At 29.7% G+C, this 15,210-nt stretch carries 17 protein-coding genes; 11 read left to right on the top strand and 6 right to left on the bottom strand.

What is annotated here, in order from left to right; genetic code table 11:
- The first annotated feature begins 67 nt into the window (after positions 1-67).
- The 5 genes from L2Z92_RS02370 to trxA all read left to right on the top strand — a co-directional run bounded on the left by L2Z92_RS02370 (position 68) and on the right by trxA (position 3,416).
- On the top strand, positions 68-1,120 hold the full coding sequence (locus L2Z92_RS02370; RefSeq protein ID WP_236457255.1) for a flavin monoamine oxidase family protein: 1,053 nt from the start codon (positions 68-70) through the stop codon (positions 1,118-1,120).
- Between the two features lie 21 nt (positions 1,121-1,141).
- A complete protein-coding gene (locus tag L2Z92_RS02365) occupies positions 1,142-1,963 on the top strand; it encodes a helix-turn-helix domain-containing protein (protein ID WP_236457254.1) in 822 nt (273 codons plus the stop codon).
- Between the two features lie 312 nt (positions 1,964-2,275).
- Positions 2,276-2,434 (top strand): hypothetical protein, encoded by a 159-nt coding sequence (locus L2Z92_RS02360; RefSeq protein WP_236457253.1) that lies wholly within the window; start codon positions 2,276-2,278, stop codon positions 2,432-2,434.
- A gap of 38 nt (positions 2,435-2,472) precedes the next feature.
- The gene (locus L2Z92_RS02355) at positions 2,473-3,006 is read left to right on the top strand and encodes a carboxymuconolactone decarboxylase family protein (protein ID WP_236457252.1); all 534 of its coding nucleotides are present in this window, start codon (positions 2,473-2,475) and stop codon (positions 3,004-3,006) included.
- An 89-nt stretch (positions 3,007-3,095) separates the two neighbouring features.
- Positions 3,096-3,416 carry a thioredoxin gene (trxA, locus tag L2Z92_RS02350; RefSeq protein ID WP_236457251.1) on the top strand — a complete coding sequence of 107 codons (321 nt, stop codon included), beginning with the start codon at positions 3,096-3,098 and terminating at the stop codon, positions 3,414-3,416.
- A 39-nt stretch (positions 3,417-3,455) separates the two neighbouring features.
- Here trxA and L2Z92_RS02345 read toward each other — a convergent pair whose 3' ends face one another.
- From L2Z92_RS02345 to L2Z92_RS02330, 4 genes are all read right to left on the bottom strand, one after another.
- Entirely contained in the window at positions 3,456-5,606 is a 2,151-nt protein-coding gene (locus L2Z92_RS02345; protein WP_236457250.1) for a peptidase domain-containing ABC transporter, read from the bottom strand.
- 40 nt (positions 5,607-5,646) lie between these two features.
- The gene (locus tag L2Z92_RS02340) at positions 5,647-6,171 is read right to left on the bottom strand and encodes a peroxiredoxin family protein (RefSeq protein ID WP_236457249.1); all 525 of its coding nucleotides are present in this window, start codon (positions 6,169-6,171) and stop codon (positions 5,647-5,649) included.
- Between the two features lie 81 nt (positions 6,172-6,252).
- The gene (locus L2Z92_RS02335; protein ID WP_236457248.1) at positions 6,253-6,879 is read right to left on the bottom strand and encodes a hypothetical protein; all 627 of its coding nucleotides are present in this window, start codon (positions 6,877-6,879) and stop codon (positions 6,253-6,255) included.
- A gap of 209 nt (positions 6,880-7,088) precedes the next feature.
- On the bottom strand, positions 7,089-7,895 hold the full coding sequence (locus tag L2Z92_RS02330; RefSeq protein ID WP_236457247.1) for a carboxypeptidase-like regulatory domain-containing protein: 807 nt from the start codon (positions 7,893-7,895) through the stop codon (positions 7,089-7,091).
- 639 nt (positions 7,896-8,534) lie between these two features.
- Here L2Z92_RS02330 and L2Z92_RS02325 point away from each other — a divergent pair.
- Genes L2Z92_RS02325 through L2Z92_RS02315 form a run of 3 tightly spaced genes read left to right on the top strand, consistent with a single transcriptional unit; the run spans position 8,535 to position 9,294 of the window.
- A complete protein-coding gene (locus L2Z92_RS02325; protein ID WP_236457246.1) occupies positions 8,535-8,687 on the top strand; it encodes a hypothetical protein in 153 nt (50 codons plus the stop codon).
- A 12-nt stretch (positions 8,688-8,699) separates the two neighbouring features.
- A complete protein-coding gene (locus L2Z92_RS02320; protein ID WP_236457245.1) occupies positions 8,700-9,116 on the top strand; it encodes a hypothetical protein in 417 nt (138 codons plus the stop codon).
- Entirely contained in the window at positions 9,106-9,294 is a 189-nt protein-coding gene (locus tag L2Z92_RS02315) for a hypothetical protein (RefSeq protein WP_236457244.1), read from the top strand. The genes L2Z92_RS02320 and L2Z92_RS02315 overlap by 11 nt, the downstream gene beginning before the upstream one ends.
- A 21-nt stretch (positions 9,295-9,315) precedes the next feature.
- Here L2Z92_RS02315 and L2Z92_RS02310 read toward each other — a convergent pair whose 3' ends face one another.
- Positions 9,316-9,825 (bottom strand): hypothetical protein, encoded by a 510-nt coding sequence (locus L2Z92_RS02310; RefSeq protein WP_236457243.1) that lies wholly within the window; start codon positions 9,823-9,825, stop codon positions 9,316-9,318.
- Between L2Z92_RS02310 and L2Z92_RS02305 the strand changes: the two genes are divergently transcribed.
- Together L2Z92_RS02305 and L2Z92_RS02300 are read left to right on the top strand one after the other, a co-directional pair.
- Positions 9,818-10,270: a helix-turn-helix domain-containing protein gene (locus tag L2Z92_RS02305; RefSeq protein ID WP_236457242.1), complete on the top strand. Its 453-nt coding sequence runs from the start codon at positions 9,818-9,820 to the stop codon at positions 10,268-10,270. The genes L2Z92_RS02310 and L2Z92_RS02305 overlap by 8 nt on opposite strands.
- A gap of 701 nt (positions 10,271-10,971) precedes the next feature.
- Complete coding sequence (locus L2Z92_RS02300) at positions 10,972-11,205, top strand: hypothetical protein (RefSeq protein ID WP_236457241.1); 234 nt, start codon at positions 10,972-10,974, stop codon at positions 11,203-11,205.
- 114 nt (positions 11,206-11,319) lie between these two features.
- Here L2Z92_RS02300 and L2Z92_RS02295 read toward each other — a convergent pair whose 3' ends face one another.
- A complete protein-coding gene (locus L2Z92_RS02295; RefSeq protein ID WP_236457240.1) occupies positions 11,320-14,178 on the bottom strand; it encodes a zinc-dependent metalloprotease in 2,859 nt (952 codons plus the stop codon).
- A 279-nt stretch (positions 14,179-14,457) separates the two neighbouring features.
- Between L2Z92_RS02295 and L2Z92_RS02290 the strand changes: the two genes are divergently transcribed.
- Positions 14,458-15,171: a T9SS type A sorting domain-containing protein gene (locus L2Z92_RS02290; protein ID WP_236457239.1), complete on the top strand. Its 714-nt coding sequence runs from the start codon at positions 14,458-14,460 to the stop codon at positions 15,169-15,171.
- Positions 15,172-15,210 lie beyond the last annotated feature (39 nt).

Below are 15,210 nucleotides of genomic sequence, written 5' to 3'. Positions count from 1 at the left end.
TTAACTGAAAAAGAAAATAATAACTGATAGTGTTTTTGTACTATCAGTTATTTGAGTTTTATGTATTATGAATAAAAAAATTGTCATTATAGGAGCAGGATTAAGCGGATTATTAACTGCTTATCGACTTTTAAATAAAGGTTTCGATATTGAAATTATTGAAGCAAGAAATAGAATTGGAGGAAGAATTCATACATTACAATCTGGAGAAACAAATGTAGATATGGGTGCAACTTGGTTTAATGAAATTCATAAAAACCTTAGCGCATTATTAGGCGAATTTCAAATTGAATTTTTCGAACAATCCATGAAAGGCTCTTCTTTTTTTGAACCTTTTTCTGCTACACCAGCTCAAGTAATTGAAATTCCAGAGAACAGTCCAAGTTATAGAATTGTTGGTGGTACATCTCAATTGGTTGAACAAATTAAGAATCGATTAAAAACAGTAAAAATTAGTCTTAGTGAAACTGTCAGAGAAATAGATTTTACAAATGATAAAGCTATAGTTGTAACGAATAAACAAATAATTAATGCCAATTTTGTAATCTCTACAATTCCACAATCGCTTTTAGTGTCTAAGGTGAAATTCATACCCAATCTTCCGCAAGAACTGATAAACATTGCCAAAAATACACATACTTGGATGCAAGACAGTATAAAAATTGCTTTGGTTTATAAAATCCAATTTTGGAAAGTAAAAGGAATATCAGGTACAGTTTTTAGTAACGTTGGTCCAATTACAGAATTGTATGATCATTCTAATTATAATTTGAATGGTTTTGCTTTGTGTGGTTTTGCAAACGGAGAAATGGTTCGATACTCTAAAGCAGAAAGAAAAACAAAAATCCTTTTACAGTTGGAAAAGATTTTCGGTAAAGAAGCATTAGATTATAGTGATTATCACGAAACTATTTGGTCAGAAGAAGAATATACTAAGAATGCTAGTCAAGAAGGATTTGTGTTTCCGCATCAAAACAATGGTCATCCAATTTTTAGAGAAAACTATTATAATGATAGACTTTTTTTGTCTGGAACAGAAACTGCATCCGAATTTCCTGGTTATATGGAAGGTGCAATAATTGCTGCCAATCATGTAGCAAGTGTTATTTTAAATTTTTAAATTCGAACAAACTTAATAATTATGTTATACACAGGTCAAATCAATGAATTCATTCGTTTAGAAGAAATTAACGAAAGCAATTGTGAATTACTTAAAGAGAAAATTGCCGATGGTTTGTGTATTATTTGGTGTTTGGAAACCCTAAAAATTAAAGTAGATGAAACCGAAATGTTATTTAAAAAAGATACAATTGTATTTTTAACTGAATTTCATAAAGTTGAAATTCTTGAAGTTGAAAAAGTAAGACTAATACGTTTCAATCGTGCGTTCTATTGTATTTCAGATCATGATAGCGAAGTAGGATGTAGAGGAATGTTGTTTTTTGGAGCATCGCAACTCCCTAAAATAATAATTCCAACAGACGAAATGGAAAAGCTTGAAATAGTTTGGAAAATGTTTAGTATAGAGATGGAATCCAAAGACGATTTGCAAAACGACATGCTTCAAATGATGTTAAAGCGTTTCCTAATTCTATGCACGCGCATCTATAAAGAACAAACCGAACTCACACACTTTGATAAACAACAACTCGATATCGTTCGCGCCTATAATTATTTGGTAGAAACACATTTCAAAACAAAACACCAAGTAGCAGATTATGCAGAAATGCTAAACAAAAGTCCAAAAACCTTATCCAATCTTTTTAAAAAATACGGAGAAAAATCACCTTTACAAATTATTCAAGATAGAATACTATTAGAAGCAAGGCGATTACTACGTTATTCTGATAAATCCATCAAAGAAATTACCTATGAAGTAGGTTATGAAGACCTGCAAACTTTCAGTCGTTTCTTCAAAAAAATAGAAGGTGTTTCTCCTTCCGACTTCAAGAAAACTATATAATATCCTTTGGGTTAATTATTAAAAACGTAGTTCGAGTGCTGTTTATAAAATGCGAACAGTAATTTTATAAACAGTGTATCGAGAACTCATCTACTGAAAAACAAAATCTCCTCGATACGCTTCGCATTCGAACTTTTGAAAAAAATCATTAAGAATTAATTGTATCAAACAAGATATAATACCATTTATAACAATAAATTTAAGTTATAAATGCTGTTGTAGGAAGAATTACCTACTCAAAGGGAAATCCTGTCTAACTCCATAGCGCTCTTTCTTTGCAACTTTGTACTATCAATTTAAAGCAAAGAAATTATGAGAGTAGTACACTTTATATCAGAAACATTAAAAGGAATCAACTTTCCTTTTATCGCCATACAATCAAAAAAAACAATTGCAATAGAAGAAAAAACATATTGCGACAAACATTTCATTTCAGATAACTACTGTAATGACGAATTCCTATTTATATAATTCAAAACAATAATAATAACAATAAAACAATTTTAAAAATGTCAAATTTTTCAGTACCAACAAGAGAACAAGTTTCAGAAAACAACCAAGCAATTTTCGATAACCTTCAAAAAGCAGTAGGTTTTGTTCCTAATATTTATGCAGCAATGGCTCATTCTAAAAATGCATTAGGTAGCTATTTGCAATTTTCAGGATCGGAAACATCATTAACAAAAAAAGAAAAAGAAGTTGTCGATTTAGCAGTGAGTCAATTAAACGGATGTCGTTATTGTCAATCAGCGCACACAGCAATTGGGAAAATGAACGGCTTTACAGACGAACAAATTTTAGAATTAAGAAAAGGAAACGCAAGTTGGGATAATAAAACAAGTGTTCTAGCCCAAACAGCAAGATCAATTGCAGACAAAAGAGGTCAGGTTTCAGAGAGCGAAGTAGAAGCTTTTTATGCCGTAGGATATACTAAAGAAAATCTAGTCGATCTAATTGTTGCAATAGGTATTATCACAGTTACCAACTTGTTTCATAATGTTACTAACGTTGCAATTGACTTTCCAGTTGCACCAGAACTATAATTAACCCAGAAACTAAGGTTATACCAGTAAATTAAAATAATAAATGGTATTAGTTATATTGCTAACCTTAGTTTTAAAATACTAATAAAATGATACATACAATAGATAATTCTAACTTTGAAAATACAATAAATGATAATGAAATTGTTTTAGTAGATTTTTTCGCAGATTGGTGTGGACCTTGTAAAATGTTACACCCAACACTTGAAGAATTGGCAAATGACTTTGATGGAAAAGCCATTATTTCAAAGGTAAATGTAGATACCAACCAAGAATTAGCTGCACAATTCGATGTAAGAAGTATTCCTGCCTTGTTCTATTTTAAAAACGGAGAACTTGTAGGAAGACAAAACGGTTTGCAAAGTAAAACAGCTTTAACCAATCAATTGAATACTTTGTTAAGTAATTAAATAATTAGAATCCCGATTGCTATCGGGATTTTTTTATGCCTATACTTTCCAATAATCACTATAAAAATTATCAGATTGCATTAGTACTTCATGATTTCCCGAATTGCTTATAATGCCATCCCTTAAAACATAAATAGTATCTGCAAATTGTTTTAAAGTATGCAGGCGATGAGAAATGAATAAAATGATACAGTCATTTTTGATTTTCTGTAAAATTTGCATGCTAAATTTTTCTGTATTTCTATCCATTGCAGAAGTGACTTCATCAAGAATTAAAAACTCAGGTTTTTTATAAAGCACTCTTGCGAATGCTATAATTTGTTTCTGTCCTCCCGATAAATTTATACCCTCTTCACCTAATATTGTTGCTACACCTTGCGGTAGCCTATTAAAATAAACATCAAAGCCGTATTGTTTTAGAAAAGCACCAATATTTTCAATGTCAACATGTTCTCCTAATAAAATGTTATCAATAACATTTCCATTAAAAATAGTTATGTCCTGTGGAATAACACCAATTAAATTTCTGTAACTATCCAGTTCAATGTCATTTAATTGAAATTCATTATTAATAAGAATACTTCCGTTTTCCAAATTATAAAAACGTTGTAATATCTGTCCTAAAGTGCTTTTTCCAGAACCACTTTCTCCTACAATAGCGGAAATTGTTCCTTTCGTTAATGAAAGTGTAATGTTTTTTAATAATTCTTTTCTACCAGCAAAACGAAAAGAAAGGGAGTCAATAATGATAGAGTCTAAAGATGAAATAATACTACCTTCGTTTTTTTCTTTTTCAATAGACGCAAATTCATGCATTCTGTTAAAAGCAATTTTCGCTTCATTTATAGGAATACTAATTAAAGCTAAATTAGCAATAGAAGGTAATAATCCACCCGAAATGCCTAAAACAGCCATTAATTCACCAAGTTTGATATCTTTATTTAAAACTTGAATAGAGGTGTAAATTAATATTATAATCAAAAAAAGTACACTCGCTATTCCAGATTGCCAAGATAATGTAATATTGATTTTTCCTAAATTAAAAATTTTGTCCTGAAACACCCCGAAAATCAGATCGTTTGCCTTGCTAAAAGTAAGTTGTTTGTTGTTGTTCTTAATGGTTGCAATACCTTGCATACTCGAAATATAATTACTCTCGTTAATCGCATAATTTTGCATAACACCATTTTGAGCTTGAATTATTTTTTTATTACTGCAATAAATAATAATAAAATAAACAGGTAAACTAACGGAGCAAATAATACCAACCTGCCAAGAATAAATGAATAAAAAAACAGTAGAAATGATAGCAACTAAAACATCAATAACTAAACTACTTGCTAATTGTTTAATAACCTTTTGAATACGTTGTGTGTCATTTAATCGAGCAACTAATTCACCTGTTTTTCGAGTGTCAAAAAAAGACTTAGGTAAATGTAGTAGAGTACTATAAAACTGAGAATTGATTCGATTATTAAAATCCTTAGATTGTTGCATCAAAAAAAACTCTCTTAAAACAATAACGCCAACACGGGTTAAAAGTAAAACCATTAAAAGCGCAATGCCCGAAAATAATTTTGTTTTGTTTTCTGAAGGTAAAATGTCGTCAATCAATTTTTGAGAAAAAATTGACATTGTCATTCCTAATCCAGCAATAAAAACACCCAATAAAACAGAAAGCATAAGTAGCTTATAATCTTCTTGCAATAGACTCAAAAACCATTTTTGTTTGGATTGCTTTGTTGTAGTTGTTTTAACAAAAGAAGTATTCATGGCTAAAGTCAAACATGATTTAGAGATCCAAATAGCATCTAGCGTCTCCTTAGAAAGATAAGAAAGCCCTTTGGCAGGATCACCTATTAAAAAACCTTTATCAGCATCATAGCCATAGCAAATAATATAATGCTGAAGCTTTTCATCAATAATAACATGTAGGATAACAGCTTCTTTATGGTTAATTAAGGCTTGAATATCGGCAGTACATCCTTCGGCAGTAAAACCTAATTGATTTGAGGCCTGATATAACCCTAAAATAGTAGTGCCTTGTTTAGTTGTACCACTAAGTGCTCTCAATTTTTCAAGAGTACAATCACCATCATTTAATTGTATAATAGAAAGTAAACAAGCTACTCCACAATCCGATTGATCAAGTTGTAAAACATGTGTTTTTTGTATCTGTTTTAAATTCATTTCTTTTCTTATTTTAGAAGAAACTAAGTAACGGTACTTCCTAGTTTTTAATTTTTAATTTTTCAATTAGCGCTTCAATCTTAACTTGTCCTTTGATCTTTTCAATTAGCATATGGTTCTTATCATATAGAACGAGTGAAGGCAAAGAATTTACATCAAAAGTAGAAGTGAAAGAATGTGCTGTATCACGTAAAAAATGAATGTTATCATAACCAAGTAAATTATATGAATTTGCAAAAGCAACAATTTTCTCATCATCTTCAAACGAAACAAAGACAATTTGAATATTGTTTAATTTATCAATATTTTGTTGAATCATTTCGGCTTCATGATTGCAAAAATTACAATCACTATTAAAATAAATAAAAATCACAGCCTTGTTTGTAATTAAATTATTAAGCGTAAAAGCTCCATCATTAAGCGTGTTATATGAAAAATTAGGGATTTTTTTAATCTTTGTTGCAATCTCTTTTTTATGTTTTATTTTAGAAACCACTGTGTAGCCCATAAAACCAGTAAGTGATAGTACAAGTAAAGGGAGAATTATTTTTAAATATTTTTTCATTATATAAGATATTGCGAGACGTTGCAAAGCAAAAGCTAAGCAATCTCATGTTCGTGTATTGAAGAATGTAAATAGTATGAACTAGCTATTGTTTAAAGTGAAAAGTATAACTGTGTAGATCCATAAAAGTAATGCACTGCCATAGCTAGTAGCAACAATTTTGAAACTCATTTTTTTGCTAATATTTGTTTTTTTGTTGATAAAATATGTAATTAAAAAAACAAAACAGATCTCAAAAAGATTTATGGTTTGTAAAGGGTAAATAAGCCATAATTCTACAGAAGAATAATCAAATAAATTGATTAAAGAAAGAGGAGAAAAATGGTTAAGGTCTAATAGTGTAAAATCTATAAGGACATATTTTAAATAAATTATTTCAAGTAAAATGGAAATTAAAAATATATATTTTGCTTTAATTATGGAATCTAAAAGAGTTAAAAAATGTATCTTATTATTATAAAGCGTTAAACTGATAAAAATTAATAAGCTTACAAGCAAAGTACTAATAAGTTCTTTTATAGCTATAATGTAAATGTTAGAAAAGCTAAAACTAGTTCTTGATAGTTTAGGAAAATCTTTTAAATATTCATTTTTCTCTAGAGTTTCAATGTTTAAAATTAAATAATGAAAATGTGAAAATAGAATAGAAAATAATATATAGGCAAGGAATGTAAGAAATACATTTCTTATAGTTTTATTTTGATTCATATTTTTTTAAATTATTGTTAATCGAATATTTCTAAAAGAAATTTATAATTTGAATACTAGAGGTCAGGTGTTTCCCTTTTAAATCGTTCAACAACACCATAATCTATCGGCTAATTATTCTTCAAACCAAGTGTAGTAATGATTTGTGACTTTGTTAATAATTCGGAGAAGTTAGAACAATCATTTAAGTGTGTTTTTTTGAGATTTAATTATTTATCTGCTACCATTATTCCAAAAGAAGCATTTGGAAAATTTGTAAACTTTATTATTTTCTCTAAATCTTTTTTTAACCTTCTCGTGTCATTCCATATCCCTGTTTTAAATCTATTTCTAAAATAAGTTATAGGGGTTTCTAATTCATCATTAAATTCTATTTGTGTGTTATTCCATTCATTGCTATTTAAAAACTGACCTTCATCGTTTATTGTACCAAGCCATTCTAAACCTATAAAAACACCTTCTAAGGGTAAAGTTAGATTATAACTTGAAAGTTCTACATCGAATTGCCCCTTAGATCCTTTATTGATATAGAAAATAATGTCGGAATCAATTAGTTCGTTCGATGGTTCATTTGCGTCATTCTTTTTATATAAATGTATCCTTACGGCTATTCTATTTTTGTTTTTCTTTTCAAGTTTAAATAAAAAAGAAGATATTTTTTTTTCTATATTAAAAGTGTTCTCAATAAAAACAGCACATTCAATACCTTTACTTCCAGAAATAGAAAATTTCTTTTTGAAATCATTGTAGCCTATGTGAGTTTCATTATCTTTTTTTGAATTTGTTATTATAATTTCATTTAATACAATTTCAGAACTATTTAAGTATATAGTGTCTTTTATGTTTTCTTTTTCAACAATTAATGTTTCATAACCAATACAGGAAAATTCTATTTCTTCTATTTCTTTTAAATTATTTATGCTATAGTTCCCATTTGCATCACAATAGTCACCTCCAATAATTTTATCACCACTATAGTATAACATGTTTACAAACGGTATTTCTTTTTTTGTCATATGATCTTTTAAGTGGATTGTTTGACAAATTATTAAGTTTGAAAACAATATAAAAAACAGAATATAAGTAAGTTTAGTCATAATATAAAAATGTAATAAGAGAGGTTTTAACCTCTCTTAAGTTAATTAACAAGCGACATGATTATAATCGTGTGTGTTTGTGATGAAAAGCACAAAATGTGTCCTTACTAGAGTTTGAAACCCATTAACGCAAGGGCCTGTTGGTTCCCAATCACTCCATCCCCAAAACTTTCTACCGCCTTCCAAATTTTCCATTTGGCTTACTTCCATTTTTTTCATAATGTTAATTATTAATTTGTTAAACATAAAAATTTGATAAGGCTAAATTAAGCAGTTTACAACCAGGGTCTTATGCGTTTTTCGGGTAATGTCGTTCTCTTTTTGCATAAAGATCATTTACTTGGGACTATTATTCTTTCTGTAAGGGATTTACTAGTGCAATGTAATAACATAATCTCTAATTTAAAATAGAAAATAAGCTCGCAATAGCAAACTTTAACAATAAGTATATTTTTTCTGTAATTATAAATTGAAAGCTTTCATATAAATTTGCATTAGGTTTTATAAACTATTTAGAATGATTACTTTTATCACTATTAATCAAATAAAAAGTTTATTATGAAAATTTTCAAAAAAGAACAATTAAAAGTTGAAGTTTTAACAAGAAAGCAACTGCTTGTAGTTGTCGGTGGAGATGATGTCACAGAATCTACAGACAGTAATGGTACTCCTAGGACAAAGGATGGTACGATTGTTCCTCCTAGAAATTAATTTGGTGAATATATGAAAGATAGATTTTTTGGAACTTTTCTAGTAGTTATATCTGCATTAATAACTTATTCAGATAAGTTGGGTTTTGAGTTTGATTATAATTTTGAATACAATTCAACTACTAATTTTATTTATGCTCTAACTACAACTTTATCCCCTATAATTTTAGCTATAGGTGCAAATTTTAGACCCTTAAGAATAAGCTTCATTTTTCCTATTTTTATATATAGTGCAAATCTGTTTTGGGTATTAAGTAACAATAAATCAGACATGGGATATTCCTATCATTATGCATTTGCAGTGGTAATTTGTTTCGTGTTGCTCATTCTTTTTGTAGATAAATTCATTAAAAAAGAAAAGTACTATAAAAACAAAGTATCGCTATTAGAGGCATTGTTAGATTTAAAAATTGCAATCCATGATAAATAAAGAGCTAACAATTTTATTATCATTAGCAAAAACTACCCTTAAAGAAAAACAAGAAGGGCTTATTACTTCGGAAGAAGCGAATAGGGTCTTCTTGCAAATAAAAGAAAAACTTCAAGAGTTAGATGATGATGTGTCTAAAGGTATTTTAGACAAGCTAATTTCAAGAATAGAATTTTAAAAAACATACAGTAAGTGTTTTTTATGGGTTCAATTGCTTTTTTTTGCCCTTTTCTTTATGCTCTTCTCCTTCATTAACCTTAATAATATCATTTATTGCATTACTAACTGTAATATGATGAATTTCTTTAATCATTTGCAGTAATGCTGGTTCGTCACTTTCAAGGTCTGTACCCATTGCCTTTATTTTATCTTCTAAAAAAGTAACCTTTTCTTTATAATGAGAAATAACTTGGTTCTTTAAATCCAATTCTTTTCTTAAGGAAGTTTCAAGAGAAATAACATTTTCAATTGTCTTTTCTTCTTTTTGTAACATTGCACCTTTTCCAATCAACAACCATTCGCAATTAATTTCAGGATATTTGGTAATTAAAATTTCTAAAGCATCAGAGTTTAAGGGTCTTTGCTTGGCTACTCCTTTAAAACTACCATAGGTCATACCGATAGATTCACAAAAAGACTCGTAGCTAATGTTTTGATTTTTAGCAAAGTATAAAATTCTTTCTTTAATATTAGAGATTTTAATGTCCATTTTGTTATTTTTAGCAAATATAATTGCTATTTTTGGTATTGAAGAGCAATTAACTATAACAAAAATAGTAAAAAATAACTTTATAGCTAAGAATAGACTAGATATGAATAAGATAATTGGAAATAAATTGAAAGCGCTTCGCAAAGAAAAAGGATGGTCACAAGAGCAAGCGTCAGATTATTTATCTATTTCTCAATCTGCTTATGCACGAATAGAGAACGGAGCAAGTACTTCATGGGCAAATCATGTAGAAAGAATTTGTGATATTTTTCAAGTAACACTGGAAGAATTAGTAAAAACAAATAACAATCTAAAAGAGAGTAACATACAAAATGAAACAGCTCAAAAAGTACAAACGGTAAATCAACTTTCCGAAAAGCTAATAGAACAATACGAAGAACGTATAAAAGAATTGAAAGAAATTATCGAAGTGCTGAAAAAGTAATAGTAATGAAGTGTTCTGTTTTTGTAAGTATAAGTGTTAAAAAAAAAACCTATATTTTTTTGTTGTATAGCTACACTCCGTCAGTTCGAGTAGGGTTTGTAAAATGCGAATAGTAATTTTACAAACCATGTATCGAGAATCGTTTTAATGAATTTTTTCTTGTATATAGTTTTCTATCGAAAATCACTCAGGCTAATGTAAATTTTATTACATCGACTTCATCTTGTTTATTGTTTCTTCTTAGCAAATTGATTAGACCCATAAGATGAGATAATAGGAGTATATATTAAGAATAAATGAGTAATAATGAATTTGGCATTTTTTTTGCTCTAGTATACTATCGTTCTACTATAAATAGTGGTGACAAAAATATATTTGCTTTTCAGTTTGTCACAGAAAGTGTGACGTTTTTCATTTGAATTTGATAATGTCACAAAATCTGTGACATTTTTTTTTGTCAACAAAAAAAGTCACAGGTTTTAAAAATGGAATGCACTCGATGTACGAATGCATAGGTTGTATACCGATCAATATTGTTTTCTTAAAGGGTTTTGAGACTGGTTGTTTTTTCGAAATTTCCGTTTGGATAGTTATTTCTCAAAAATTTTTAATCATCGCTATAATTATTTAGTGCGAGATAGTAAATGATAATTATGATAGCAATTAAAAGGGCTATTTGGAAAAGAAAATAGGTATCCATATTGGGATATAGAATAGATTCGCTAAATCTATTTCAATATGAATCACAAGAAAATTTTTATCCTGCGCTACATCAACCACACTCTTTCTATGTAGTGGAACAAAAAAAAGAAGGAAAATACAATCAGTTTAGTTTTAAAACCTATTTCCCAATTGATGAAAGTGAAAAAAATAAATATTCCGAACTAGAACAATTTATAATGGATGAATTTCAGTGGGAATTTAAAATGAAATAAGAGCACAATAAAAAAGCATATTGTTCATCATAACAAATCAGGCTGTCAATTATTGACAGCCTGATTCTAAAAAGTAATTTCGATAAAAATTTAAGGTTGGTTAGCGTAAAGTTTTTATTGTTTTTTAATTACTTTTTTAGTTTTCATAGTGCCTTTATCGTCAATAATTTTTACCAAATAGATTCCTTTAGATAATGTATTTAAGTCAATATTGATTTCGTTTGCACTGTTGTTAAATGTTCTATTAAATACCTCTTGACCTAATAAAGTAGAAACAATAACGGTAGTAGTACTAGACTCATTATTTAATTCAATAGTAAAAGAAGTATTGAAAGGGTTTGGATAAATACTGAAGTTATTATCATTATCAAAATCAGATCCAGATAACGTACTTGGCGTATAAATGGTGCCATTTGGCTCAGTATTGTAAGCATAGTTGGTTAGTGTATAACTCGAACCATTAGGCGAAACAATAACTTTAAACCAACCATAACAAGGATTTCCATTTCTATAATAACGGAAACCAATATAACCCGTTTGATTGTCCCAAGTAGTATATTGAGTACTTCTAATTACATGTAAATCCGGATAAGCTCCACCATCTACAAAATTACGAGTTGCATTTACAGGTTCGTCTAAACCTAAATACGTTACATTTCGTGTTGTACCATTACAAATTAAAGCCTTTCCATAGGTTTCTAATCGAAGTGAGTTTTGAGATGAAGCATCAACAAATAACCCATAAGCATCATCATCAGCATCGGGCTCAATAGTGAAATATTCCCATACATTCGATGCAGAAACAGTTAAATCGGCATTGTCTACATAGTAAATTCCGTATGGATTTTCAAAATTTAAAGCAATAGTAACAGCGTTAGATTCTAAGGAGCTAATTCCACCTGTAATGGCTGCATTGTTAAAAGTAATAACGAGATTAGTATTGTTTGCTTGATCATGTTGTGTTGCATTACCTGTTAAAGTTAATTTAACTTCGTTGTTATTTTGTAGTGTTAGAACAGGAGTCAACCCAGTTGGTACTCCACTTATAGTATAATGAGTTCCTTGTGTGAAGGTACCCGTAGACTGTGTAAAAGTTCCATTATTAGTAGATAGTTTGATTGCTGAAAAAGTAGAAAAACTACCATTGTTTGCTATATCTTCTGCTAAAGTGTTCGGGCTTACTGTAATTACTGTCTTAGGTGTCATTCCAGTATAAATAATTGCACCAGGTTCTGTGTTATACGCATATTCAGTAATTGTATAGCTACTTCCACCAGCGGCAACATTTGCTTTAAACCAACCATAACAGGTTTCTCCATCAATTTTATATTCAAAACCAATGTAGCCAGTTTCTCCATCCCAGTTTGTAAAAGAACTAGTTCTAATGTCTAGTTGATCCGGATAAGCACCTGGAGCAGTAAAGTTATTTGAAGCATTAATAGGAACGTTAAAACCAAGACGAGTAATGTTTCTAGAACCAGTATTAGTGATTATACGTTTGCCATAGGTCTCTAGCTTTAAATGATTGGTAGCAAATATCCAAGCACCATACGCTTTACTATCTCCTCTGCTAATTTCAAAATACTTCCAAGTAGTACTTCCTGCTACAGTAGCATCATTCATATCAACAAAGAAAATACCATAAGGATCTCTAAACTTAACAGAGTAAGAAATAGAATTACAATAGATAGTGCTAGAACCAGTAAACGCAGCAGGAAGAAATGTTATTTTTGAAGTAACATTATTTGCCTCCAAATGACTTGTTGCTGTTCCATTTAATGTAACAGTAACTTGCGAATTAGAATTTACAGTAACAACAGGTGTTAATCCTGCTGGGAAAGTATGTGTGTAATGTGTTCCTTGCGTAAACACACCATTAGATTGTGAAAAAGTAGCTGCTGTAGCGTTTATAACAGCGTTTGAAGTAAATGTACCATTGTTGGCGATATCTTCTTTAAAAGTAGCTGTCGCTGAAGCAATGTAGCCACCAGTAGAATTAACACCTGTTGCTGTTAAGTTGGCATTTTGCCATAATGCTGTGCGCGCTGGATGTTGTAAAGCGGCTAACATTCTATTCACTTGTCCTTGTGTAAACATTTTGTAGCAACCAGAGGCACCATTATAGCCCATATAGTTTTCAATATTCACTTTGTCACCATTGCAATTGGTTCCAGGAGTACAGCTTAAATCATGTGTTCCGTTTTCTAGAGGAGTGTCGCTAACTTGGTCAGAACCAGTACAACCACCTTCAAAAGTGTGAATTAAATCAAAAAAATGTCCAAATTCATGAGTCAATACAGAGGCGAACTCGTCGCTTGTATTTCCGTAAAGATAAGCCCCATTATAGACAACTCTTGCAAGATTGTAGTCAGACATTGAAGTGTTTGGGTACCAAGCTACTCCAGAATTAGTAGTTTCTCCATCATCGTATAAATCATTTTGGATATAGACATTCATGTACTTATAATTGTCCCATGCGTCTGCTTGAATTTCAGAATCATAACCTCCACCATTACCAAATCCGCTTTTAACATCATGAAAAATAATACCCGTTGTACATGCTCCGTTCGGATCAATCTTAGCTAATTTAAATTCAATATTTAAAGTTGATCTTCTAGATTGAAAAAAAGATTCCACAGAATTGAAATCAGGATTTAAACCATTAAAATCATCATTAACTTTTTGTAGTGCGGTTACGATTTTCTGAGAAGTAACAGTTAGTCCATTATGAGAAGTTCCATAAACGTGAAAAACTACAGGAATAGTATAGGTTGCGTTGGGAGCTTTACCATAATTACCGTTTTTTTGAATTCTAGAGCTCTGTTTCTCAAAAGCATTTTTTTCTTTCAATGCTTGAGGAAACCTACGATAAATAACATCGTTTTCTTCTTTTACTCTACAATTTAAATGTTGGGCATTTCCTAGTTCAATAACGAATAGGAATAGAAATAAACATAATAATTTTGTTTTCATTTGTGATTAATTTTATAGTTAATATGTAATCACTACAAATTTATTTGTTAAGAGAGTGTTAAGCTGATGGTATTTTATCGATTTCTGATACTAAATTAACCTGTTTGTGTTTTATCGTTAATTATTTTTGATAAAATTTAAATTAAACTAATTTTTAAACCTTTTTTATTGATAAAAATGCATAAAAAGTAAAAAAGACAAGTATTCATGTAAAATGGTATACTGCGATATGTTTGTTAATTATCAATTTTGTAATGAAAATAACAAACAAAATAAGCTATGAAAAAAAATACGTATTTATTTACTCTTTTAGTTACTTCCTATTTTGGGCAAGCACAATGTACTGCAACAGGTACAAATTTCGGGAACAATACATCGAACACAATGTATAATGTGCAAGGAACGGTTAATGTGGTCTTAAATACAAACAGTACGGTTTCGTTAAACACAGGAAGTAATTTTTCAACCGCAGCAGGACCAGATGTAAGGGTGTATATTCTTGATAGAGGAATGCTAACAGATGCACAGTTGAAGAATACATTTAATTTTGCATCACTACCAAAAATCGAAATGGGAATAATCTCTGGGAATGGTGCTATGTCTTTCACAAAGAATATTCCTAATTCGGTTACAATCTCCGATTTTGATACGATTTATTTCTTATGTGAAGACTTTGACCTTTTTTGGGATTTTGGTAATTATGTGCCTTTTACAACTTCTAATTGTTCCGCATTATCAAGTACCGTGTTTAATTCAGATAATTTTACTGTGTATCCAAACCCAATGAATGATGTTTTTTCTGTTGAGGTTGGTAATAATGTAAAAATTGAAACCATTACAGTATATAATAGTTTAGGACAAGTTGTTTTGGTAAAAAAAGAAAACATGGAAGAAACAACCGATATATCAAATTTGAAACAAGGGGTGTATTATTTAGAAATTTTAGACATTGAAGGGAATACGTCTATTAAAAATATAGTTAAGAGAATTTAATTTATATCAGTTGTCATTTGATTTTAGTTTTGAGAGAGA

Origin of the sequence: Flavobacterium jumunjinense (assembly GCF_021650975.2) — a bacterium.
Taxonomy (GTDB): domain Bacteria; phylum Bacteroidota; class Bacteroidia; order Flavobacteriales; family Flavobacteriaceae; genus Flavobacterium; species Flavobacterium jumunjinense.
The sequence above is the reverse complement of the archived record's forward strand: the minus strand, read 5'-3'. Positions and strand labels throughout refer to the sequence as shown.